Source organism: Paenibacillus selenitireducens (assembly GCF_002021565.1).
In the GTDB taxonomy this organism is placed as follows: domain Bacteria; phylum Bacillota; class Bacilli; order Paenibacillales; family Paenibacillaceae; genus Paenibacillus_K; species Paenibacillus_K selenitireducens.
The window spans coordinates 556,772-578,843 of record NZ_MSZX01000001.1 but is presented as its reverse complement, the minus strand read 5'-3'; the positions used below and the strand labels follow the sequence as shown (position 1 = coordinate 578,843).

Sequence of the window (22,072 nt, the reverse complement as noted above, 5' to 3'; positions counted from 1 at the left end):
CTATCGCCACAATCTAAAAAAAGCTTCGCCGCAAGCACGATCATCGCTTGCAACAAAGCTCTCATTTTGCTTTATAGATCCGCTGCGGCGAAAACCGCATCAAATCCTGCTTTTGAACGTTGGAGCAATTGTTCTGAAGACGCCGTAGAGGCAGGTGCCAGAATTTCTTGCGAGACAACTCCTTGGTATCCAATACGTTGCAATCCGCGCAAGAAGCCCGCTAAATCAATAACACCCTCGCCCGGAAATAATCGTTCGCCATCCATGGCTTCTTCTACCGGTACATCCGGCGCATCATTGATATGGACATGGACGATTTTATGCGCGTCCAAAGCTTCAATATCCGCGACGCTCAGTCCGTTCGTATACCAATGGTACGCATCGAATAAGAGCCCCACATTCGGCTCACCGATCGCATCAATCCAATCCAAGGTCTCTTGTAGAGTCCAAATAAACGGATTTGCCCATGCCGTACGCAAATGGTGCGGACCTACAAACTCCAGTCCAAGGCGAACCCCATAGGCTCCTAAAATCTGTGCGCATCGGCGAAGCCGTCTTGTCGCTAATGCCATGAAATGCGCAGCTTTGTAATCCGTAGAAGGAAGAATATATGTACAACAGCTCGTGCATCCCAAGGCAGCGGCTGCAGCGGCTTCTTGCGCCAGCTTCTGCAATCCGTTCTGGAATACTTCTTCCGTACCTCTCCATTCCACAGACAACCCAATGGACCCGATTACAACATTATTTTTCGCTAAAATCGCCTTCGCTTCTTCCAATCCATGACGTTCAATGAATGAAAAAGCATCGATATCTACCGCATCAAAACCATATGCTGCCGCTTGTTGAATAAATCTTTCATCCGTACCGACTTCTCCAAGACCTGCCCGCGTAAGCCCTTTCAACATCCTGACCACTCCCATAATTCGATAGATTGATATTGCATTTCATAGAAATGTATCGGCCTTAGGACTAATACTAAATACTTTAGGTCCTCGATTCAAGTCCATACATCACTCTCGGTTTTGCAGGTTCCACCCTTTTACAAAATCTTTATGTATTTTACAAAAGGAACGATTCATTTTGAGCCTATGAAAACATTTCCATCTTACACTCTTTATTAGAACATGAAACGTAGGAGGAATCGACTTGAATCAAAGAGGTAAACAATTACTTGCACTACTGATGGCGATGGAATTGACATTAGGTTCCCTTTTCTCAAGCGGAATGGCATTTGCATCAGAAGGAGAGCGCCTTGCTCCAGGGATAAGCGTTGAACAAACGATTCAAGAGAAGACATTAGCTGCAGAGGAGTTCGGAATCTCTACGTTGACGCTTCCGAACGCTACAGCAGGCTCCGATTATTCGGTGACGATGGAGGTCTATGGCGGACAAGCTCCATATACCTATTCTGCTGTGGGCTTGCCAATAGGACTTGAGATGAACAGCGCTACAGGCGAAATTGCAGGTATTCCGTTAGAAGGTGCTGACGTTCCTTATCCTGTCGAGCTCATCGTGCGTGATGCAGCCGATCCAATGCATACGGCGAACGCTCATGTAAAACTGAAAGTGGATAAAGCCCCTGCGGCTAAGCGGGAAGATAAGCTTGAAGTCGAAATGATTGCACATTATACCGTGGGAGCCTCGAACAAAGATGGCGGCGTAGCGGAGATTGTCAAATACAATAAAGACAATGGAAAGTTCTATTTGGTCAATGGAGCAACGAAGCCGGCAAGTCTTGATATCGTTACGCTGCATACGTCCGGCGAGCTTCAGAGGGACAAGCAGATTCAAGTTGAAGCATTGGTCAATGGAAGCGACTTTACGTATGGCGATTTGACGAGTGTAGATATCAACACAGCCACAAATCGTATCGCAGCTGCTGTACAGGAAGCAGACCCTACGAAGGCAGGGAAAATTGTCGTGTTGGATTATGAGGGTAATCTACTTCACACGTATGAAGCAGGCATTCAGCCCGATATGATCAAATTCACCTCTGACGGACGATACATGATGACCGCAGATGAAGGAGAGCCACGCACCCCAGATGCACCTGATCCAGAAGGCAGCGTAACGATCGTCGACACGCTGACCAACGAAGTGACCCACCTGAAGTTCAATCAGCCTGAACTTATCGATGATCTCGTGCATCTTCGTGGAAAGTCGGATGCAGCAGGCCAGATTACAGCGCCAGGCAGCAAAGCAGATGCCGTATATGATCTAGAGCCTGAATTCATCTCCTTATCCAAGGATGAGAAGACGGCATATGTTGCTATGCAAGAGAACAATGCCATTGCTGTTATTGATATTCCTTCGAAGTCAGTAATAGGCGTACATGGACTTGGCTATAAAGACTTTAGCAAGCCGGGCAACGAGCTTGATCTCCTAAAGGATAACAGCATTCATTTGGAGCAAGTTCCTTTCTACGGGATGTACATGCCTGATGGCATTGCGACCTACGAGGTAAACGGACAAACCTACCTATTAAGTGCGAACGAAGGAGATGCAACAGCCTGGCCTGGACGCACGAATGAGAGCAAGATCAAGGATATGAAGGGCAAGCTGAATCCTGATTCCGAAGCAGCAAAGTTTCTTGCCGACAAAGGGACGAAGTACGATAAGGTCGAAGTGGCAAGCGATATGGGACCCGATGGGCTCTATATGTACGGAGCACGTTCTTTTTCCATCTGGAATGCGGATCAGATGTCTCTTGTTTATGACAGCGGCAGTGATTTTGAGGAAATAACGGCAGAGCGCCTTCCTGATTATTTCAACTCTAGCAACGATAAGGTCGAGCTGGATAGCCGCAGCGCGAAAAAAGGACCTGAACCCGAATATGTTGCGGTTGGAAAAGTTGGGGAAAAGACACTTGCATTCGTTGGTCTTGAGCGTATTGGCGGTGTCATGACCTATGACGTGACGAACCCTATGCAGCCTCAGTTCATGAATTATACGAACACAAGAAATTTCCAGGCAGGTATCTCGTCGGATTCAGGTCCAGAGGGACTTGAGTTTATCTCTGCAGCCGATAGTCCAACAGGCAGACCGCTTCTGCTTGTCGCGAATGAGGTTAGTGGTACCGTATCGGTGTTGGAAATGAAAGTATCGAAAGTAACACTGGATCATTCCAGTCTTGAGCTAGAGGCAGGGGCAGAGAATGTACACGTCCAAGCCGTGGTTGAACCTGCTGTTGGCTCGGGCACAAGCGTAAAGTGGAGTTCCTCAAACGAGCAGGTCGCAGGTGTTGATCAAGCAGGCTGGATTACTCCACGTACAGCAGGCGAAGCCATCATTACAGCAACGAGTGAAGACGGTTATGGCTTAGCGCAGGTAAAGGTCACCGTGACAGATGATGGCGCTGGCGAGAAGCCGTGGAAGCTAACGGTGATGCATACCAATGACACCCATGCGCATCTTGGTGACGTTGCACGCCGTGTATCCCTTGTGAATCAGGTGCGCAGCGAAGGCGGCAATCAGCTGCTGCTAGATGCAGGCGATGTATTCTCAGGCGATCTTTATTTTACAAAATGGCTGGGGCTCGCTGATCTTGCCTTTATGAATATGATGGGCTATGACGCGATGACCTTCGGCAACCACGAGTTCGATCAAGGAACAAAAGTACTCGCAGACTTCGTAAGCAAAGCCCACTTCCCACTTATCAGCTCCAATGTGGATGTGAGCAAGGATCGACATCTTTTTCCGCTAATGAAAGATGCGACGACGATCCGTACCCAAGATCCGAAGTCGACCGAGCAGGCTGGAATTTATCCTTATGTAACACTAGATGTGAATGGCCAGAAGGTTGGCGTATTCGGCTTAACGACCGAGGATACGGCGGAAACCTCTAGTCCGGGCAAGGATGTAACCTTCCATAATGCCGTTGCTTCTGCGAAGGAGACGGTAAAAGCCATGGAGAACGAAGGCTTAAAAATTATTATCGGCGTGACACACATCGGCTACGCAAGGGATAAGGAGCTGGCTCAGGCCGTTGAAGGCATTGATTTGATCGTTGGAGGGCATACGCATACAACGCTGAATGCCCCGGAAATCGTAGTGGATCGTGAGCACAACACCCCAACGGTAATCGTTCAAGCGAATGAATGGGGAAAATTCTTAGGCCGTGTTGACCTTGCCTTTGACTCCAACGGAGTTGTTCTTACGGAGCAAGTAAACGGCCGCCTGGTGCCAGTCGATGCGAAGGTTGAGGAGGATCCTCAAGCGAAGGCATTGCTTGATCCTTACAAACAAGAGCTTCAGGAAATGATGAATGAAGTCGTGGGTGTCTCCTCCATCGTGCTGGATGGCGAACGGAAAAATGTTCGCTCGAAGGAGACCAATCTCGGGAACCTGATTGCAGAAGGCATGCTTGCGAAAGCAAAAGAGTTGAAGCAAGCGGATATCGCGTTGATGAACGGAGGCGGCATTCGTGCTTCCATTGATCAGGGTGAGATTACGATGGGCGAGCTTCGTACCGTTATGCCATTCGGCAATACCTTGTTTGTGCTGGATGTAACGGGTAAGCAGCTGAAGGAAGGCTTGGAGAACGGAATTAGCGGGGCGAAGCTTGCCGATCTGCCAGGCAAGTTCCCTCAAGTGGCAGGCATGACCTTCAAATGGGACCCAAATCAGCCAGCGGGTGAGCGTGTATACGATATTCAAATCAAAAAGGGAAGCAGCTATGTCCCTCTAGACCTTGAAGCAACCTATCGCATGGCGACGAACAGCTTTGTTGCAAAAGGCGGGGACGGCTACCGTTCCTTCGCGGAAGCCATTGAACAAGGACATTATAACGAGGATCTGGGATATCCTGATTATGAAATTTTTATCCAGCATGTTGCTCGTCTCGGCGGCACCGTATCTCCAATGGTAGACGGTCGGATTAAGGAGCAAGCCAAGGGCCAAACGGGCGGCGACAATGGCTCCGGCTCCGGTAGTGGATCAGGTGGCGGGCCAGGTAGCAGCTCTGGTACGACACCAACCGGTTCCAACGGTACTTCGTCTGCCCTAGCACATATCATTACGATTGATCAGCTGCAGCTAGCCTCCCTGAAGAATGAAGCGGGAGAAGTCATCCATCAGGTTACAATGAAGGATGAAGTATTGAAGAAGGCGATTAATGCGCTAAGCGCTAAGCAGCAGGAAGTAATTATTCAGGCTGCACAGCTTGAGGGTCATGTCGAGGTGATTCTGCCTGCGGCGATTCTCGGATTAGCAGCTGACAAGAATAAAGATGCGTTGCTCGTTGTTGAAACCAATTTGGCGAGCTACCGACTTCCTATTGATGCTCTACCTCTAGCGAAGCTGAAGCAGGATGGCGGACTAGAGAAGGCCAAGATCGTCCTATCTATAAAAAAAGCGCAGCAACAGGTATTGGACAAACTTAAATCGGAGACCGATGCATGGGGAGCTAAGCTTGTAGGCGGCGTTGCGACAGCCTTTACCTTAAGTATCGCTCAAGATAAGAACATACAAGAGATTAAGGACTTTGACCGCCGATATGTCAGCCGAATTCTCCCATTGCCGTCTGAAGCCTCCTCCAGCGCAGTAACTGCGGTCAAAGTAGATGAAGCGACCGGGAAATTCATCTTCGTTCCGGCTGTGCGTACGACCTTGAATGGCAAGCCCGCATGGATGCTGAAGCATACGGGCAACGGTGTATTTGCAATGATTCAATACACAGCCTCCTTCGCTGATCTTAAAGGACATTGGGCGAAGGCAGAGGTTGAGTCTCTTGCATCGAAATGGCTTGTGAAAGGAAAAAGCGCGACTAATTTCGCGCCCAATGAAGCCATTACAAGAGGAGAATATACGGCTTTGCTCGTGCGAGCACTGGGACTTGCACCGTCCAACGAAGCTACCAAATATGTTGATGTGAGCGCTCGGCATACTTTCGCAGGCGAGATCGCCGCAGCGGAACGTTTAGGCATGCTTGATGCAGCGAAGGAAACTCAATTTAGACCGGAAGCGAGCGTGACAAGAGCAGAGATAGCGGTTATGACTGCGCAGGCGATTCAAGCAGCTTCTCAAGATGCGACAGCAAAGGCAAGCCTTCAGTCCTTCAAGGATGCGTCCGCTGTTCCAACTTGGGCCGTGGATGCAATGAGTCAGCTTGTTGAGCTTCATATTGTGCAAGGAAACCAGAACGGTGAGCTTGTACCCAACGAAGCTGTTACTCGTGCACAAGCAGTTCTCGTCATGTCTCGGATGCTGAAAGAACTGAAATTCATAGATTAATCAGATGAATAATAACCCCTTTAGAGAGAGGAACGGTGTCTCGGTGCATCTGCCGATATCTGTGTCCTCCTGAACTAAAGGGGTTATTTGTAATCTTTTCATGCTTCATATCCACCGATACTAAATACTTTAGGTCCTCGATTCAAGTCCATACATCACGAATTTATGATACTCTCGGTTTTGCAGGGTCACAGTTCGGCGCCGGTACATCTCCGGATTGAGATAGCTTCAGCAGGTAGTAGCATTCTTCACGATACATATGGTCTGGGATGAGCGGATTCAAGCGGCTTAAGAGTTCTGCGCTAAGACCTAATTCCTCAAGTTCCGTAAGGAATCCCATGAATACCACCATCTCCATGTTCACATCCTGATGAAATCTCTTCAGCGAAGGATAAGTCGTCTGCAATGTCCGTAGATAACCTATGAATTGAACGGCTTTCAGGTAAAAGGCGTCAAAATGCTGCTCAAACTCCCGACTTTGCTGGATGAATCGCTTTTCTACTTCGTCCAGGGACGAGGCAATCGATGACGCATGTCCTGCCGCATCGTTCAACCATAACATATCATGATGCAACGCATGAAAGGTAGGTACTGGCTTGCCTTCCAGAAGTGCTTCAAGAATCAGTATGTACTCCTCCAACTCATTCACCATGTGGTTAAAAAATGTAGGCGATAACCCAACTGAAACCTTCCCAAGCAACGCGCGGTTTAACAAATCGAGCTTGAAGGCGCGAAGCCTTTTACTCGCTTCATATGCGCGCTGGTTCAACTCCTGCAATGAAGAAGTGGGTCCTAGCTGTCGAGCTTGATCTAATAATTGATCAAACAACTGGATAAAGTCGTCTGCCGTCACAATATCCTGAAGTTCATTGGGGGATAAGGAATTATAAATAAACCTCGAGTGATCCCCTAAAATTTGCAGCCAAAATCGATGTTCAAATAAGGCATCATCCATATCATAGCCCTCCTCGGCATGTGCTTCCAACACCCCATTCTATGTCGCCATGACATGGATGTATTCTCCAGAACAATCCGTATATACAAAAAAAGACTACCCGTTCGATCCGAGAGTCTGAAAAAGCAACTTCAACGTTAATGAGAAAACCTCTATCCTCGGCCTTTCGAACATGAGCGACCGCGTTTAGATGTAGGTTTTATCGCCAAAATGATTTTTAAGTTTCGATACGTCGAAACTTTTATAATCTCTATTGTGGTAAGTGAGGATTCCTCGATTTTTTCATCCGGATGAGCTTTGTTATTCATCTATATTGGATGAATACAGGATAGGACGTCCCGATGAGCTTTGTCACTCATCTATGTTGGATGAATACAGGATAGGAGCCATGAATTGAGGATGATTGGCGTTTTTCATCCTTGTATGTTGGAAATATACACTATAGACGCTTAAATATAGGCAAATCCGTTAAAGTTATTGGATTTATACAACATAGCAATCTTCATCTTCATCACCTACATCTATATCTTTATGGTTAATAAACATTAGTTTTCAGTGCCCTGATTCGATCCTTTGGGGCATCGAAGAACAGTCTCATGATATGTCTTTCGTATGAAGTAACTGGTTAAAATAAGATAATACCTGCGATACCGGAAGCGACGATCACCATCCACGGATGCATTTTAAAACGGATAATCCCATACAGACAGCCTGCACAAATCAGTCCCGTCGCAAGCGTCGACCATGATAAAGCCGCATCAGAGCTGGATAGGAAGCCGAAATGAATCGCTGCATACGCGATAAGTCCCGTGACGATCGGGCGCAGTCCGTAGAACGATGATTTAACCCAGCTTTGTTGATGAAGCCTTTGAAAGCACGCCGCAATAATAATGATGATAATCAAGGAAGGCAAGATCATACCGATGGTCGACAAGATGGCTCCCCATAAACCTGCCGTTCGATAGCCGATGAGGGTTGCGCTATTTGTTGCTATAGGCCCCGGGGCCATGCCTGCTAAAGATACGACCTCTTGGAACTGTGCTCCGCTCATCCATCCATGGCTGCTTACTTCATGTTCAATCATCGGAATTACGGCATAACCGCCTCCGAAGGAGATGACACCGATTTTCATGAACACAAGAAAAAGTTGCCACAACATGCCGATCCCTCCATTTAAATATAGTACTCCGGATAGATCGGTGTTGGATCATCCTGATGTTTGCTCACTTGCTCCGTGTGTATGGTATAACCCAGTGCTTTTTTGATCTGTACGGCTATGATCCCAATCAGGAAGCCGAATATAATCAAATATAAAGGATGGATCGGTGTGACTAACAATAAAAATAGGGCCCCGATGGATACCGTAATGGTTGTCTTATCGAAAATAGCAGATTTCGCCATCCGGTATGCCGCAATCATAATCAGCGCAATAATGCCGCCTTGTATTCCTTTTAATGCAGCTTCAATCTTCGCGTTATCCTTAAAGAATGTATAACCTAAGCTTAGGGCAAATACGATCAAAAATGTGGGCAGTGTAATACCTGCGACAGCCATCATGACTCCAGGTACCCCTGCGATGCGATAGCCTATGAAAGCCGCTAGATTCACACCAACACCGCCTGGAGCTGACCCTGCGATCGATACGAGGTCGCTCATTTCAGACGCTTGCAGCCATTTGCGCTTGGTTACGACTTCCCGCTCGATCCCGGGAATCATCGCGTAACCGCCCCCGAACGTGGATGGGCCGATCTGGCAGAACGTTCCGAATATTTGCAGCCATAATTTGAATTTCGAAGCCTTGGAAGCATTCATTTTCCCGTACCTCCCTCATAGGATGTCGTATCTTCGTCCTTTTCTATAGTATACTATCTTTATTCCAATTTGACATTAAGTTTAGTGAAAGAGTCTAGTAAGCAATATTTATAAGGTTAATTCAATTCATTTATACCTTCCATTCCCAGTTGTATTACCCGAATTGGAAATAAGTTTATAGGCACGCCAGGATGGACTGGTAATTATCTCCTGATGAGATTATAATGATACTAATATATCCTACCTGAATACTTGGATAATTGAGGTGAAATCATGAGCTATGCTGTTCCGACTACGAAAAAACTCATATTTGATTTTATTGCGTCCCGGGACACCGTATCCAAGGGAGAGCTCCTGCAAGTCTTCGATGTCACAAGCAGCAGCCTTACCCGGTTATTAGATGAAATGACGACCGAGGGGATACTGGAAGCTTCGGGGTTCGGGAGCTCTACGGGCGGACGTAAACCCATTCTATATCGCGTAAACCCGATCCATCGCTATATTATAGGCTTTGAGATTTCACGGATTGGCTCCTCCATCTTTGTCTATGATCTTCAGCTAAATCAAATCGCACATGTCCGTTGGAAAATGGATGCGACCATGACGCCGGATGTACTTATCCACCATGCAGCCAATCAAATCGAATCTATCCTTCAACAGCATCATATCGCACCGAGCCAAGTCATCGGCGTAGGGATTGGTGCCGTCGGACCGTTGGATCAGACCGATGGCGTCATATTAAATCCGCTGCATTTTCCAGCGGATGGGTGGAAAGACGTCGCGATATGTGAACAACTTACGGCACAAACAGGAATTCCATCCTTCTTAGAGAATGGCGCGAACACGGCTCTGATCGGGGAGCATTGGGCTCTGCGCGGAGAGCAGATTAAGCATATGCTCTATGTTCATGCGGGAGTAGGCCTAAGATCAGCTATGATGTCAGATGGGCAAATTGTCAGAGGGGCATTTGATCTGGAGGGTTCCTTCGGTCAAATGATTATTCAAACGGACGGAACGCGATTGCAAGAAGGCAGCAACTACGGGGCGTTAGAAGCGTATGCCTCCATTCCTGCACTTGAGAAGCAAGTCCGCACACAAGTGAAGCTCGGCCGAGATACGTCGCTTCACCCTTATGCGCCGGAGGACATTCATTTCGATATCATTCTTTCTGCACTAGCTGACGGTGATCGGTTGGTTACCGATTTGTTCCATCAGACAGGGGCATACTTAGGGATTGGTCTGGCCAATCTCATTAACGTACTTCATCCGGAGCGCGTTATTGTTGGGGGACCCTTCATGAATGCTGATCATTCGGTCTACGATACGGTCATTCAAGTAACCCGGAAAAATATCTATTACGCGCCGGATTATCAGCCAACATTTTCGATGGGGATCCTAAAAGAAGACGCCGTAGCAACAGGCGCAGCCGTGATGGTGCGTAAAGCGTGGGATTGTGAGTGAAATTAATGCACTTCACTCACAATTTTTCGGATTTCCAGCAAATGATCGATAACCCAATTCGCTTCCGAGGGTTGCTCGTAATACAGGTCTTTTTTCCATATGGCTTGCATGCCAACCTTTCGACTCGCGACAACATCATTGATCGGATGATCTCCCACATATATAGAATCCTCAGCAGTAACACCAAGTAGTTCTAGCGTTCTTCGAAAGATTTCCGGGTCTGGCTTACGCAGCCCCTCCCGTTCTGAAATCATGATCACATCAAAGTAATCTTCGATGCCCAACGCTCGGATATTATTCGCTTGAAATTCCTCATATCCGTTCGTAATGATCGCAAGCTTCATTCCCTGAGCCCGCAGGAAGTCTAGCATTTCCACCAGATGCGGAAACCCTTTGCAATGATATTGGAACTTTTCCGTATAATCTTGCAGCAGTTCTTCCCAGGTTATATTCGCCTTGAATTCTTCGATGAGCGTCTGGTAGACCTTATCTTTCCATACGTAGCCTCTCTGATCTAGTGCGATGAATCTCTCTGCATAATCTTGAACATCCACATGATGAAAGGCAGTGACTCGTTCATACTGCTTGTAAATAAAGTCTAGCAAAGACGTATCTCGGTCTAACAATGTCCCGTCCAGATCAAAAATGATGGCTCTTAGCATTCGCTACATTCCTTTCGATTTCTGATAGATTCTCGTCGCCTCTCCGTTAAACATGTACCCCTCACCAAGATATTCCCATCGATTCTGTTCATAGTAACCTTCAAGATCTGTGCATAAATACATATGATCATACCCAGCCAGTTGCGCTTGTTCAAAAGCGTGGTTTTGCAGCAATTCTCCGAGACCTTGACCCCGAAATTCAGGAGATATGTATAAACAGCCGAACCAGGGTTCTAGATCCTGCCGACTATTCAATTCGCTTCGGAGCAAGGCATATGAGCCAATGAATTTCCCGTCTAACATCGCCACATAAAATCGAGGCAGGCTGCTCTCCGTCATACAAGCGTGTTGCATGCAATCCTGATAAAACTTGAAGTTCGTTGCTGTACCCCATTGATCCCAAAAAAACTGAACGATTTCTTCAATCCGGTCCATCCGATCTTGCAAAGAGATAACTTGGATCATCCTAGCTGTTCCTCACTTTCTTACGTTTATTTTCATAAAATCACGCAGCCGAGAAGCCAACGAGCGTTGATGAATCATGTGAAGATCGGGTTGGTGTTCATCCGACTGCACTTCCATGATTATCGCTGTGCCGCATGACACCTTTCACCGCTTCTGTCCAAATTTCACGGTACCCCAGCTTGAATCCCATGAGCATAAAGTTACTCATGTTGTCTATCACCATCACGAGCATATGGGCCTTTGCCGTTGTATTCTCTCGAGCGATGACACCTAGATTTGCACCTCTGTGCAGCAGATCTGAGAATCCCTGCAAGAAGTCTTCTTGCATGTGAAGAATTTGCGCATAGTATTTTTCTTTTCGATTCACATGCTGTAGAAATTCATTCAACACGCGTAAAACGTAATAATCCTTATCTTCATGGGGGAGCATTTGCATTCCTCGTTCCACGAGCAAATCTTCGAAATTTTCTGCCGTGAAATCCTCAAGCGTGAAATACGAGCTAAAGTTATAGTCTTTGAACGTCTCATTGAATAAGTAGTCAATTAGAATTTCTTTGGATGCAAAATGATAATAGATCGCTGGCTTCGAGATGCCGACTTCTGCGGCGATCATCGATAGACTGGTCTTATCGATCCCGTGCTGCGCGATCAGCTGAAAAGCTGCTTCGACGATTTGTTGTTGTGTGGATTGTGAACTCGACATCGACTGCACCTCAATTGCTATGATATTGTTCGAACGTTTTACTTACCGATTGGTAAGATTATATCAAAACACACAGCAAAATCAATCCTACGCACAAAGAAAAGACACCCACACCAGCGTCTAGAGCGGTGTTGATGTCCTCAGCAATTCCCTCTCCTATCTTACCTGCACCAACTTACCTGACTCATAGTTCCGCTCAATTATATTCAGAATATGTTGACCTAACATCTCCGTACTCTGTAACTGACCGTTATCATACGCTTCTTGGAAGAATTGGGACATTTCAAATCCTGGCTTGCTCCGCGCGATCCGTTGCATTTCCGTATCCGCCATCCCCGGATCAACCGCAATAATCTCAATGGGACGAAGACGGTTGCCTTGTTCAATACCCACACATTGCGTGAACATATCTACCCCTGCCTTGCCGGCGCTGTATACGCTCATATCTGGAGCAGGATATTTTCCAGAACCGGAGGATATATTGATAATTTTCCTACACGTGTGAATACCTTCCGTATGACGAATAAAACAGGAGGTCAATACCATCGGCGCAACCAAACTGACTTGTATATGCTGCTGAATCTCATCGGGAAGGCACAGCTCGATCGACTTTAACGGTTCCAGCATCGCCGCATTATTAATGAGACACAACATATCCAAACCTGACATATCGACCTGTTCGAAAATCCCGATTAACGCCGGCTCGATATCCCCTACCTGGCTTAAATCCAAATTTATATGACGATAATGAGGATATTCTATAAGTGCCTCCGAATGTCCGCGGGCAATGCCGTGCACCCCGTATCCAGCTTCCAACAGCAGCTTCGCCAATTGCTCCCCAATTCCTCGCGATGTACCCGTAATGATAAAATGACGCCTGCTCATGTTTGGCCTCCTTCAATATAATCGATGCGATTTCTATGACAAGATATATTCGTTATACCTCTTGAACACTGGAGCATAATAATACAATGTTTTATCGATGACATGAATGTAAAAGGTTTTGTCGGTGTTCAACACTTGTTCGTGTTGTCCATTCACATCCATTCGATACAGCTTCTTGCTATAATCCGAATGATTGCTGTAATAGATCCAATCGCCGACGATATTGATATCTCGCGCGTCATGCTCACTGATTTTTGTTAATTGCGTACCATCAAGATTCATCGCATACAACTGCTTGTTGTAGTTAAAATATAGCTGCGTATCCTGCACATTCACGTCACTTATCATCCCTGTGAGCAGCTTCTTCTTGTTACTCCCGTCAAGGTCCATACGCATGAGTTTGCTAAAATCTATAGTATAGTAAATGGCATTCGCTGTAACCGCTAAAGTGGAAACGGAATGATCCGCAATCATTTGCTTAGCACTTCCGTTCATTTTCATCCGATAGATTTGACCACCCTGAATCGTTCCTCTCGTATAATAGATCCAGTCCCCAACAACCGACACATGAAATGCATTCGTATCTAGTACTCGTTGATCCGTCCCATCCACGTTCGCACTAGTTAATCGATCATTACTCGTATAGATGAGCTTACCTTGCAAAACATTAATACCTTGCACATGTTCATCATCATTTACCTTCGTTCTCTCCGAACTGCCAAGCTTCTTCTTAAACATGTTCCCATTGGATGAAAAATCCGTGAAATACACCCAATCGCTATCGGATGCATAATAACCTCCATTATTGATATTACCAATTGAGTTTCCTCGTTGATGTTTCCCTTCTGTAACGATGATATCGGTATTCACAGGAATACGTTCCAGTGTGATTCCATCGTCAGACCGTTTGGTCAAAATAAAATTCTGCTGATAAAACCAAAGAATTCCCGAATAAGACCATGCCTTCTCGATGTTCACGCTTGAGAGAACACGTCCTTGCTGATCGAATTGCGTCAATGTGTTCGTATCTGAATCCAAGAGTAGAAGTTGTTGATGATCATATTTCGTGCTCCAGTAGGTTTCATTGTTATGAAAAACCGCTCTTTTTTCGTAAATCGATTTTCCTGTTGCAAGATCATACCTTCCATAGATCAAATTACCGGGGGCAGATAATGTTCCGCCGGGGCCTGGTGTGATACTCGAGCTATTCACCACCAATGCTCCTTGTTCCATCGTAAAATCGCTTGATGTGTTCCGATCCATCAGGATATCGACTTTCTTCTTCGTGACTGCATGGTAGACGGTATAGAAATCCTGTACTTGCATCAAAGCTCCTCCCTGATGCTTGACAACGAGATAAGGCCATTCCAGTTGAATCTCCTGCGTTAAGACATCTTCATAAGATGAATTAGGCGCTACGTTCACATCGATTTTCAACGGCGGTGTCTTCCAAGGATATTCATAAATAAATACCGAACCGGACGAATAAATTGCCAACCTTTCTTTTGAAACGGGGGTGGAGGGCGACCAGCTGATTTGCAGAGATTCGGTCTGTTTCATCCATGTTCGGACACTCGGATTCGCTATTTCTTGTTGCGACAATATGTTACCCTCTACACTTAGCGTGAACTTCATCAATTTACCCTGATCTTTGGCAAGGACGATAAGCTTGGATGGATTGTGCAATATCCGAACATCGTAGACGGAATCGAACTTCTTCTCCCATGAGGGTTGAAGCGTTTCAAGATCCAAACTCCGTATCTTCCCCGAGCCGTTATTAATCAAAAGACGGTGTTGATCATCCAATACTTTAGAAGTCTCATAACCACTGAATTCGAGCGCCGGCATAGCATTATGCACGTTGGAAGCATCTGATGCAGTTGCGATCGATGGAACGAATAATAACAACGCTATTAACATCCAACTTAACTTATTCACCATTATTGCATCTCTCCCTCTCTCCAAACACATACATATTAACGCGACACATGGTCATAAGTTTCTATTATCTTCCTATAAAGAATAAAAGGACCAAATCATACCCATGATTTGATCCTTTTATTCTTTTTCTTTATCCTTTATCTTCACCTTGTATGTAACGCCTTCGACTCTCGTTTCTTCCCCGTCACTATTCGCAATCGTCGCTTCCTTCACTGTAATGACGGTGTTGGATTGCTTGTTCGCTGACTTGGCTTTCCAAGTCAATACCAACTTATCGCCTGATCGTGCGGCATCTTCCGCATTCAAGCTCGCCATAATGAACCGAATGCTGCCATCCTTCTTGGATTGTTGAATAATCTGGACCCCGTCAGCGGTCGTGCTTGCTGATATAAATTCTAAATGATCCGCGTCATAGGTAAAGGTCACATCTTGAGCATAGACTTCGGATGCATGGGATACCTCATATCGTGTTTCAAAAGCTTGTCCCACCTTAGCTGCACCAGGTCCCTTCAATTTTGCCTCTACCCCACCCGCTGAAGCGACGACCATCGGTTGAATGGCTAACAACAACAGGACTACAAAAATGAAACATAACGTAATTAACTTCGTTCGTCTGCTTCTGAATAGTAACATGATCATGCTCCCCCTGAGTCGTTTTTTTGCTTCGTTCCATTCTTACAAATATTACTATTTCAGTATACCGCTTCATTCCTCCATGATCAATGATAATTCTACAAAATCCTATACAAATCGAATCATTTCCCGCGCAATATTTGTCGAAAATCGTGGTGAACCGCCTCCGTCATGCAACGCCTCACCGCGCGCTGGGAGCTGCGTGCGACATTGCCTTACTCCCCGAGGACACTGAAAGCTTATGTTATATCTCAGGCCTGTTGAATAGCCAAAATATGTAATTCCAGTAGACCCATCATCGACAAGCAGCAAGCGAGTAAAGTGAATAAAAGAAAGCTCTGCATGACGGGGAAAAGCGTGCTTTGCACCATAAAACAGCCATTTGAGCAGCACAAAGACAATCAGCGCCGTATACAATTGGCCATAGACGGCATTTTCCGTTGTGCCAAATAGCGTCGGGATGTTCAAGTGTTGCTTGATCCAGCGAAAGAATACCTCTATTTGCCAACGTGCTTTGTACATCAGCGCGATTTGTTCAGCCGTAACACCCATCAAATCGGTAACAACGCGAATTTCTCTACCTTCAAAATCACGAAAGATGACTACACGGTGACGCTTCACCGAACAACACTGTGGCGTGCCCAGTTGACAGGTCAGATCCCGGAGGACAGATGAATTTGGGGCGACTTGGCGGCGTAGCGAGCCCTATCCTTATAACCAATCGTTTGGACAACGAGCGCGACTTCTTCAGGCGTTAATACGGATTGAAGGATAGATGGAATCGTGATAGACTTTTTCATAGTGTCGTCACCTTTCGGTTGGTTTGTAGGGGTACAAACGATTTTACCGAGTTGATGAAGAATAGGCGGGAAGAAATGAAAAATGGAAGTATTATGAATAAAAAAGAGAGAATTGAAAAAGTCTTTTTATATGGAGTTTTCATTTGTTACATACTTTTTTTATTTAAATTATTGTTCTTATCAAGAGTTTCACTTTTTGATTTGTTAAATAGCCAAAGGACATTTGATAGGTCAATCAATCTCATTCCTTTTTATAGTATAAAGGAATATATATTTAACAACTCTGCCACTATAAAAAATTTCGCTTTTGCTAATGTGGTTGGCAATATAGTTATCTTTATTCCTCTTGGCACATATTTGTCATTATTCAAAAACGATAAAAGAGTAATAACCAATCTGCTATTTATATTCATGGTGAGTTTATTTATTGAAATCATTCAGGGGCTTTTAGGCATTGGAGCATCAGACATTGATGACATAATTTTGAATGGTTTGGGTGGATTAGTTGGTATTTTAGGGTATAAGTTTTTATTGTTTATATTACGAGATGTGAAAAAAGTACGTACTGCAATTACAATACTATCAGCAATAGGATTACCTGTTTTATTATATTTATTATTTATGGTGAGATTGCGCCTCTGAATATCTTTATTGCGTATGCAAGATGATTCCCTATATAGGTTGGAGGTACTTTTGTCGAAACGCCTACACAAAAAAGGACCAAGCCATGGGTACATGACTTGATCCTGCATACGATTTTCTTGTGAAAGCTTCCCTACTTATATACCTTCATGTGCTGATCTACAGGCGGGTATTGCTTCTCCCCAGGTTGAGCTGTCGGTTTGCCGAAAGGCATTTGGGCAATCAGCTTCCAGCTTGCGGGTACGTTCCATTCTTTACTCACCTGTTCATCAATTAAGGGGTTGTAATGCTGTAATGACGCCCCTAATCCTTCCTTCTCGAGCGATGTCCACACAACATATTGCAACATCCCTGATGATTGTTGGGACCAGATTGGGAAATTATCTTTGTACGAGGCAAATTTCTCCTGCAAGCCTTGAATTACCGATTGATCCTCGAAGAACAATACGGTTCCATACCCGCTCTTGAAGGATTCCATTTTCTCTTCTGTTGGGCCGAAGCTATCCGCAGGTACGATTTTGCGTAAGGTTTCTTTGGTCAGATCCCATAGCTTGTTATGTTGTTCCTGCAATAACACCACAACACGGGCACTTTGGGAGTTGAAGGAAGATGGCGTGTATTTAAGCGCCTCGCCTACGACTTCTTGAATCCGATCGTCGCCGATGACGGAGTCTTTACTAATTCCATAATAAGTTCGTCTTCCCTGAATTGCCGTAACGAAATCTGTCACACCTGTCCACTCCTCTTGATCTTTTCACTAATTTAACGTTCAAGATCAGAGTTCCCAACTTTCCCGTTTTTAACTCCCTCTTACGCAAGAAGCGAATTAAACTGCTGAATGTTCATGGCAAGCATCTCTTCAGTATATTTTCCTTGCCCGAAACCAATCAAAGCACGTAATGGCATATATCTCATCATCGCCAGCATCATCTCAGGGTTATCCTTCAGCGCTTCTCCCATGCCAAAGTGACTTAACATTTCCTTTGTTCTCTCGGCTGTTGCCGGATGATCCATTAAATCTCCAATTGTAGTGTTCCGATGAATGACCGTATGCAGACGGACTGCTGATTCCACTTCGACCCTCGTTGTTAAGAGCAGATCTTGTGAGGATTTCCCGACGAGGATCTCAAAAGCTCCGCTCTCCACATGCCAATCCCCGAGTTCCACATTGTAATATGCGAAAGCGCGCCGATCCAATGTAAAGGCAACGGTCTTCTGTTCACCAGGCTCCAGCTCGATCTTCTGAAAGCCTTTTAACTCTTTATCCGGCCGAATGACACGGCTCTCAACATCGCAAACGTACAATTGCACAATTTCTTTTCCCGTACGTTCTCCGCAATTTCGCACATCTACACGTACTTGGAGTGTATCTTGATCCGTCAGGCTTGTTTTGTCTACTTGCAGGTTGCTGTATTCAAATTCCGTATAACTCACCCCGTAACCAAATGGGAATAACGGCTTAAGCTGTTTCTTGTCATAATATCGATACCCGACAAAAATACCTTCCTTATACTCCACCGTATCTCCCTCACCTGGGAAATTCAGATAGGACGGATTATCGCTTAACTGGACTGGAAAGGTCTCCGCCAGCTTCCCGCTAGGATTCACATCTCCGAATAGGATATCTGCAACCGCACTTCCGAATGCCTGACCGCCTAAGTATCCTTCAAGCACGGCTTGAACCTGATCTAACCAAGGCATTTCGACCGGCGAACCGTTACTAAGCACCACAACGACACGGGACTGTACTTTTGCAACCTCTTCGATGACGGCCAGATGATTGGCTGGCAGCGACATATGCGTACGGTCATACCCCTCAGACTCATACCGATCCGGCAGCCCAACGAACAAAATTGCAACATCTGCATTCACCGCCGCCTCTTTGGCCTGTGTGATAAGCATGTCATCAACCTCGTCGGTCGCCAACGCATAACCTTGTGTGTATTGCAATTGAGCTTCTGGCGCCGCTGCTTTCAATTCGTTCAATATCTGGTCTAGCTTTGTAGGATTTACATGTGAACTTCCGCCGCCTTGATAACGCGGGCTTTCAGCGAACTCACCGATCACGGCAATCTTCCCCTTCTTCTGGAGCGGTAAGATGTGATCCGTATTCTTGAGTAGCACCATACTCTCCTGAGCCATACGCCGCGCTAATTGGTGATGCACTTCCTGATCATATGCGGCATTGTCTTTCTGATGTTCGACCGCTTTGAATATAAAGGTAAGCAATCGCTCCACAGCAACGTTTAACGTTTCTTCCGAAAGCTCGCCTTTCTTCACCGCTTCAACGATCTGAGCATCCCCGATCCCTGCGCTTGAAGGCATTTCCAACTCCAGACCAGCTTGTAACGCCTGAACCCGTTGATTCACCGCTCCCCAGTCAGATACAACAAATCCTTGAAATCCCCACTCATTCCGCAGCACTTCGGTCAGCAAAAACGAATTTTCGGACGCATATTCCCCATTCACTTGATTATAGGAACACATCACGCTCCAGGGTTGAGCATGCTTGACAGCGCCTTCAAAGCTTGCCAAATAAATTTCGCGGAGAGACCGCTCATCTATCACGGCATTGACAGACATCCTCCGATGCTCCTGATTATTCGCTGCAAAATGTTTCAACGATGTTCCGACACCCTGACTTTGAACGCCCTGAATATGCTGCGTTGCCAACTCTGACGATAAATACGGGTCCTCTGAGAAATATTCAAAATTTCTGCCGCAGAGGGGTGAACGTTTAATATTTGCGCCCGGCCCTAGCAGGACACTGACCTGCTCAGCCTGGCTTTCTGCGCCAAGAGCTGCGCCAACTTCTTGTATTAATGCTCGGTTCCATGATGTTGCCATGCCTGCAGCCGAAGGAAAACAAGTCGCTGGGACACTATCGTGCAATCCAAGATGATCGGCTCCATCTTGCTGCTTCCTTAACCCGTGTGGTCCGTCAGTAACCATGAGAGATGGTATACCGAGACGCTCGATACCTTTCGTATGCCAAAAGTCAGAACCGGAACATAACCCTGCTTTTTCTTCTAACGTCATTTGATCGATGATAGATTGGATATCCTTACGCATCTCATATCACTCCTTCAATGTTATCAACCTAATGCTTACTAACATGTTACTGGAATCAACAAACCGATTATGGTATTCTCATAATACATTTGGTATTTTTGTAAGGTGGTGTGATTCATTGACCTCGATGTATACAACAAAGGGCATACGTTACCTGAGCAGCATGCTGTATGAAACGTTCCGCATCCCTGTTGGCTATCGGAATTCGACAGCGACAGAGTCTATGTTTCTCCCTTCCTCTTTTCAACTGCATCCACGATTCCGTGATATCTCTGCAGTATTCGATTACTTCATTCATGATACCGATCCCGGCAGTAAGCCCGTTCTCTGTTCTACGAACTTTTTGGAATATTACGTGGTCATGCAGGTCCAAGATCCCGGGAAAAATCCAGGGATGATTGTATTGGGTCCTACAATCCCTAGCTTATTGTCAGAAGAGACGATGCAGAATCTATTTCATGATTTTCAAGTTCCCCGTCGTGAACAGGAGCAATGGGCAGCCTATTACCGCCAAGTACCTCAGATGAGTAATAAACAATTTATTCATGCCGCATTATTGCTGCATTTTCTAGTTTATGGGAAGACCCTCGAATTTCATGACGTCATTATAGCTGCCCATCCGAAAGATTCTACAATCCAGAGCGGCGATGATCTCCGTAAGACGATCGCTGAGCGTCGGGAGCTTCGTCATTTCCATCAAGATCCTACGCATGAAGCCATGCTGTTTCAACTGATCAAGCAAGGTAAAAAAGAGGAATTGTTACGATTATTTCCCTTGCTATCGGACGAAAAGATGGGAACGCTCTCCAAGCGCAGCCATCTTCGCAGCTACAAAAATTTAGCGATTACAGCAATTACACTTGCGACGAGGGCTGCAATAGAAGGCGGATTGTTCTGGGAAGCAGCTTACTCCTTAAGCGACTTACATATTCAGCAAATCGAGGAGCTAAAAGAAAAGAATGACGTTGAAAAAGCTCTTGTTCTTGCACTTGTTGACTTTACGGAGCGTGTGCATGCACGTCAGCTGCCTAACGTATCTGCAGCCATATCCCGTTGCCAAAACTATATTTTTAACCATTTATATGAGGAAATCTCCCTAACCACCTTGGCTGAAATCACAAATTTACATGCGAACTACCTCTCACAACGGTTCAAGAAAGAAGTAGGTATCTCGGTGAGCGAATACATTCAACGACAACGAATAGAGGAAGCCAAAGAGCTGCTTACCCTCTCCGACTTCCCCTTATCCGAAATCTGTTCGCGTCTTACATTTCACGATCAGAGTTATTTCACTAAAGTGTTCAAAAAATACACCGGGATGACGCCGAAGCAATACCGGAAGCAGCGACAACTTATTCCTTAATGCGTTTGCCGAGCAAAATCAGCAGCCAGATCAGTCCAGCGCCTAAAATGGTATGCCCCATACCAGCAGCATGACTTAATCCAGGAAGTTCTAGTCCTTTGACTTGTCCGATACCACGTGCAACCATCGTTGCGAGAGTAAGCAGGAACCCGATGTTGTAGACCCAGAACCATCCCTTAAATGACTTCGCCTTGTGGACTTCGAACAATTTACCCAATATCAAGACAAGTAAGAAGAACATAAATCCGAGCACAAGAATATGTGTATGCAGCCCTTTTAACAACGTCTGCCCGTCAAAGTCATTCCATTTCGTATATTCACGATAGAACACACCTGCCACTAATCCTAATATGGCATAAATCATGGATGTCCACTGCAGTGATTTTAATTTCATCAACAACCACTCCTCCAGCAAGTTTCTGTATGTCTTTAGCTTACTGGAGGAAT

General features: G+C 45.6%; 18 protein-coding genes and 1 pseudogene. 4 read left to right on the top strand and 15 right to left on the bottom strand.

Annotation, left to right across the window (positions count from 1 at the left end; translation table 11 throughout):
- Window positions 1-71: 71 nt before the first annotated feature.
- Complete coding sequence (locus BVG16_RS02585; protein WP_078496959.1) at window positions 72-905, bottom strand: sugar phosphate isomerase/epimerase family protein; 834 nt, start codon at window positions 903-905, stop codon at window positions 72-74.
- Window positions 906-1,146: 241 nt separating this feature from the next.
- Here BVG16_RS02585 and BVG16_RS02580 point away from each other — a divergent pair, with 241 nt between their 5' ends.
- Window positions 1,147-6,231: a choice-of-anchor I family protein gene (locus BVG16_RS02580; protein ID WP_233146865.1), complete on the top strand. Its 5,085-nt coding sequence runs from the start codon at window positions 1,147-1,149 to the stop codon at window positions 6,229-6,231.
- Between the two features lie 163 nt (window positions 6,232-6,394).
- Here the strand turns inward: BVG16_RS02580 and BVG16_RS02575 are convergent, their stop codons facing one another.
- The 3 genes from BVG16_RS02575 to BVG16_RS02565 form a co-directional block, all read right to left on the bottom strand.
- The gene (locus BVG16_RS02575; RefSeq protein ID WP_078496958.1) at window positions 6,395-7,186 is read right to left on the bottom strand and encodes a DUF2935 domain-containing protein; all 792 of its coding nucleotides are present in this window, start codon (window positions 7,184-7,186) and stop codon (window positions 6,395-6,397) included.
- A 625-nt stretch (window positions 7,187-7,811) separates the two neighbouring features.
- A complete protein-coding gene (locus BVG16_RS02570) occupies window positions 7,812-8,345 on the bottom strand; it encodes a chromate transporter (protein ID WP_078496957.1) in 534 nt (177 codons plus the stop codon).
- A 14-nt stretch (window positions 8,346-8,359) separates the two neighbouring features.
- The gene (locus BVG16_RS02565; protein WP_078496956.1) at window positions 8,360-8,998 is read right to left on the bottom strand and encodes a chromate transporter; all 639 of its coding nucleotides are present in this window, start codon (window positions 8,996-8,998) and stop codon (window positions 8,360-8,362) included.
- A 273-nt stretch (window positions 8,999-9,271) separates the two neighbouring features.
- Here BVG16_RS02565 and BVG16_RS02560 point away from each other — a divergent pair, with 273 nt between their 5' ends.
- Window positions 9,272-10,459 carry an ROK family transcriptional regulator gene (locus tag BVG16_RS02560; RefSeq protein ID WP_078496955.1) on the top strand — a complete coding sequence of 396 codons (1,188 nt, stop codon included), beginning with the start codon at window positions 9,272-9,274 and terminating at the stop codon, window positions 10,457-10,459.
- 2 nt (window positions 10,460-10,461) lie between these two features.
- Here BVG16_RS02560 and BVG16_RS02555 read toward each other — a convergent pair whose 3' ends face one another.
- The 8 genes and pseudogenes from BVG16_RS02555 to BVG16_RS32690 all read right to left on the bottom strand — a co-directional run bounded on the left by BVG16_RS02555 (window position 10,462) and on the right by BVG16_RS32690 (window position 16,548).
- Window positions 10,462-11,121: an HAD family hydrolase gene (locus tag BVG16_RS02555; RefSeq protein WP_078496954.1), complete on the bottom strand. Its 660-nt coding sequence runs from the start codon at window positions 11,119-11,121 to the stop codon at window positions 10,462-10,464.
- 3 nt (window positions 11,122-11,124) lie between these two features.
- Window positions 11,125-11,586 (bottom strand): GNAT family N-acetyltransferase, encoded by a 462-nt coding sequence (locus BVG16_RS02550; RefSeq protein WP_078496953.1) that lies wholly within the window; start codon window positions 11,584-11,586, stop codon window positions 11,125-11,127.
- 97 nt (window positions 11,587-11,683) lie between these two features.
- Window positions 11,684-12,289: a TetR/AcrR family transcriptional regulator gene (locus tag BVG16_RS02545; protein ID WP_078496952.1), complete on the bottom strand. Its 606-nt coding sequence runs from the start codon at window positions 12,287-12,289 to the stop codon at window positions 11,684-11,686.
- Between the two features lie 156 nt (window positions 12,290-12,445).
- Window positions 12,446-13,174: an SDR family NAD(P)-dependent oxidoreductase gene (locus BVG16_RS02540; RefSeq protein ID WP_078496951.1), complete on the bottom strand. Its 729-nt coding sequence runs from the start codon at window positions 13,172-13,174 to the stop codon at window positions 12,446-12,448.
- 33 nt (window positions 13,175-13,207) lie between these two features.
- The gene (locus tag BVG16_RS02535) at window positions 13,208-15,115 is read right to left on the bottom strand and encodes a DUF5050 domain-containing protein (protein ID WP_158081605.1); all 1,908 of its coding nucleotides are present in this window, start codon (window positions 15,113-15,115) and stop codon (window positions 13,208-13,210) included.
- Window positions 15,116-15,232: 117 nt separating this feature from the next.
- Window positions 15,233-15,748, bottom strand: coding sequence for a cohesin domain-containing protein (locus BVG16_RS02530; protein WP_078496949.1), 516 nt, complete (start codon window positions 15,746-15,748; stop codon window positions 15,233-15,235).
- A 312-nt stretch (window positions 15,749-16,060) separates the two neighbouring features.
- Window positions 16,061-16,450 (bottom strand): annotated as a pseudogene (locus BVG16_RS02525) (transposase); the annotation flags it as partial.
- Window positions 16,402-16,548: a hypothetical protein gene (locus BVG16_RS32690; RefSeq protein WP_158081604.1), complete on the bottom strand. Its 147-nt coding sequence runs from the start codon at window positions 16,546-16,548 to the stop codon at window positions 16,402-16,404. The pseudogene BVG16_RS02525 and the gene BVG16_RS32690, both read right to left, overlap by 49 nt.
- 75 nt (window positions 16,549-16,623) lie before the next feature.
- Between BVG16_RS32690 and BVG16_RS02520 the strand changes: the two genes are divergently transcribed.
- Window positions 16,624-17,190 (top strand): VanZ family protein, encoded by a 567-nt coding sequence (locus BVG16_RS02520; protein ID WP_198957404.1) that lies wholly within the window; start codon window positions 16,624-16,626, stop codon window positions 17,188-17,190.
- Between the two features lie 133 nt (window positions 17,191-17,323).
- On the opposite strand, the gene BVG16_RS02515 is transcribed toward BVG16_RS02520, so the two are convergent.
- Both BVG16_RS02515 and BVG16_RS02510 read right to left on the bottom strand, forming a co-directional pair.
- Window positions 17,324-17,920: a nitroreductase family protein gene (locus tag BVG16_RS02515; RefSeq protein WP_078496948.1), complete on the bottom strand. Its 597-nt coding sequence runs from the start codon at window positions 17,918-17,920 to the stop codon at window positions 17,324-17,326.
- An 80-nt stretch (window positions 17,921-18,000) separates the two neighbouring features.
- A complete protein-coding gene (locus tag BVG16_RS02510) occupies window positions 18,001-20,262 on the bottom strand; it encodes a glycoside hydrolase family 3 C-terminal domain-containing protein (RefSeq protein WP_078496947.1) in 2,262 nt (753 codons plus the stop codon).
- Between the two features lie 127 nt (window positions 20,263-20,389).
- Between BVG16_RS02510 and BVG16_RS02505 the strand changes: the two genes are divergently transcribed.
- The gene (locus BVG16_RS02505) at window positions 20,390-21,625 is read left to right on the top strand and encodes a helix-turn-helix domain-containing protein (RefSeq protein WP_233146881.1); all 1,236 of its coding nucleotides are present in this window, start codon (window positions 20,390-20,392) and stop codon (window positions 21,623-21,625) included.
- Here BVG16_RS02505 and BVG16_RS02500 read toward each other — a convergent pair.
- A complete protein-coding gene (locus BVG16_RS02500) occupies window positions 21,615-22,019 on the bottom strand; it encodes a DUF2871 domain-containing protein (protein WP_078496945.1) in 405 nt (134 codons plus the stop codon). The two genes, BVG16_RS02505 and BVG16_RS02500, sit on opposite strands and share 11 nt — an antisense overlap.
- Between the last annotated feature and the right edge of the window lie 53 nt (window positions 22,020-22,072).

What these genes read in the sequence shown, in the direction of transcription:
- BVG16_RS02585 (WP_078496959.1), bottom strand. Translation starts at nt 905, where the DNA reads ATGTTGAAAGGGCTTACGCGGGCAGGTCTTGGAGAAGTCGGTACGGAT.
- BVG16_RS02575 (WP_078496958.1), bottom strand. Translation starts at nt 7,186, where the DNA reads ATGGATGATGCCTTATTTGAACATCGATTTTGGCTGCAAATTTTAGGG.
- BVG16_RS02570 (WP_078496957.1), bottom strand. Translation starts at nt 8,345, where the DNA reads ATGTTGTGGCAACTTTTTCTTGTGTTCATGAAAATCGGTGTCATCTCC.
- BVG16_RS02565 (WP_078496956.1), bottom strand. Translation starts at nt 8,998, where the DNA reads ATGAATGCTTCCAAGGCTTCGAAATTCAAATTATGGCTGCAAATATTC.
- BVG16_RS02560 (WP_078496955.1), top strand. Translation starts at nt 9,272, where the DNA reads ATGAGCTATGCTGTTCCGACTACGAAAAAACTCATATTTGATTTTATT.
- BVG16_RS02555 (WP_078496954.1), bottom strand. Translation starts at nt 11,121, where the DNA reads ATGCTAAGAGCCATCATTTTTGATCTGGACGGGACATTGTTAGACCGA.
- BVG16_RS02550 (WP_078496953.1), bottom strand. Translation starts at nt 11,586, where the DNA reads ATGATCCAAGTTATCTCTTTGCAAGATCGGATGGACCGGATTGAAGAA.
- BVG16_RS02545 (WP_078496952.1), bottom strand. Translation starts at nt 12,289, where the DNA reads ATGTCGAGTTCACAATCCACACAACAACAAATCGTCGAAGCAGCTTTT.
- BVG16_RS02540 (WP_078496951.1), bottom strand. Translation starts at nt 13,174, where the DNA reads ATGAGCAGGCGTCATTTTATCATTACGGGTACATCGCGAGGAATTGGG.
- BVG16_RS02535 (WP_158081605.1), bottom strand. Translation starts at nt 15,115, where the DNA reads ATGGTGAATAAGTTAAGTTGGATGTTAATAGCGTTGTTATTATTCGTT.
- BVG16_RS02530 (WP_078496949.1), bottom strand. Translation starts at nt 15,748, where the DNA reads ATGTTACTATTCAGAAGCAGACGAACGAAGTTAATTACGTTATGTTTC.
- BVG16_RS32690 (WP_158081604.1), bottom strand. Translation starts at nt 16,548, where the DNA reads ATGAAAAAGTCTATCACGATTCCATCTATCCTTCAATCCGTATTAACG.
- BVG16_RS02520 (WP_198957404.1), top strand. Translation starts at nt 16,624, where the DNA reads ATGAAAAATGGAAGTATTATGAATAAAAAAGAGAGAATTGAAAAAGTC.
- BVG16_RS02510 (WP_078496947.1), bottom strand. Translation starts at nt 20,262, where the DNA reads ATGCGTAAGGATATCCAATCTATCATCGATCAAATGACGTTAGAAGAA.
- BVG16_RS02505 (WP_233146881.1), top strand. Translation starts at nt 20,390, where the DNA reads ATGTATACAACAAAGGGCATACGTTACCTGAGCAGCATGCTGTATGAA.
- BVG16_RS02500 (WP_078496945.1), bottom strand. Translation starts at nt 22,019, where the DNA reads ATGAAATTAAAATCACTGCAGTGGACATCCATGATTTATGCCATATTA.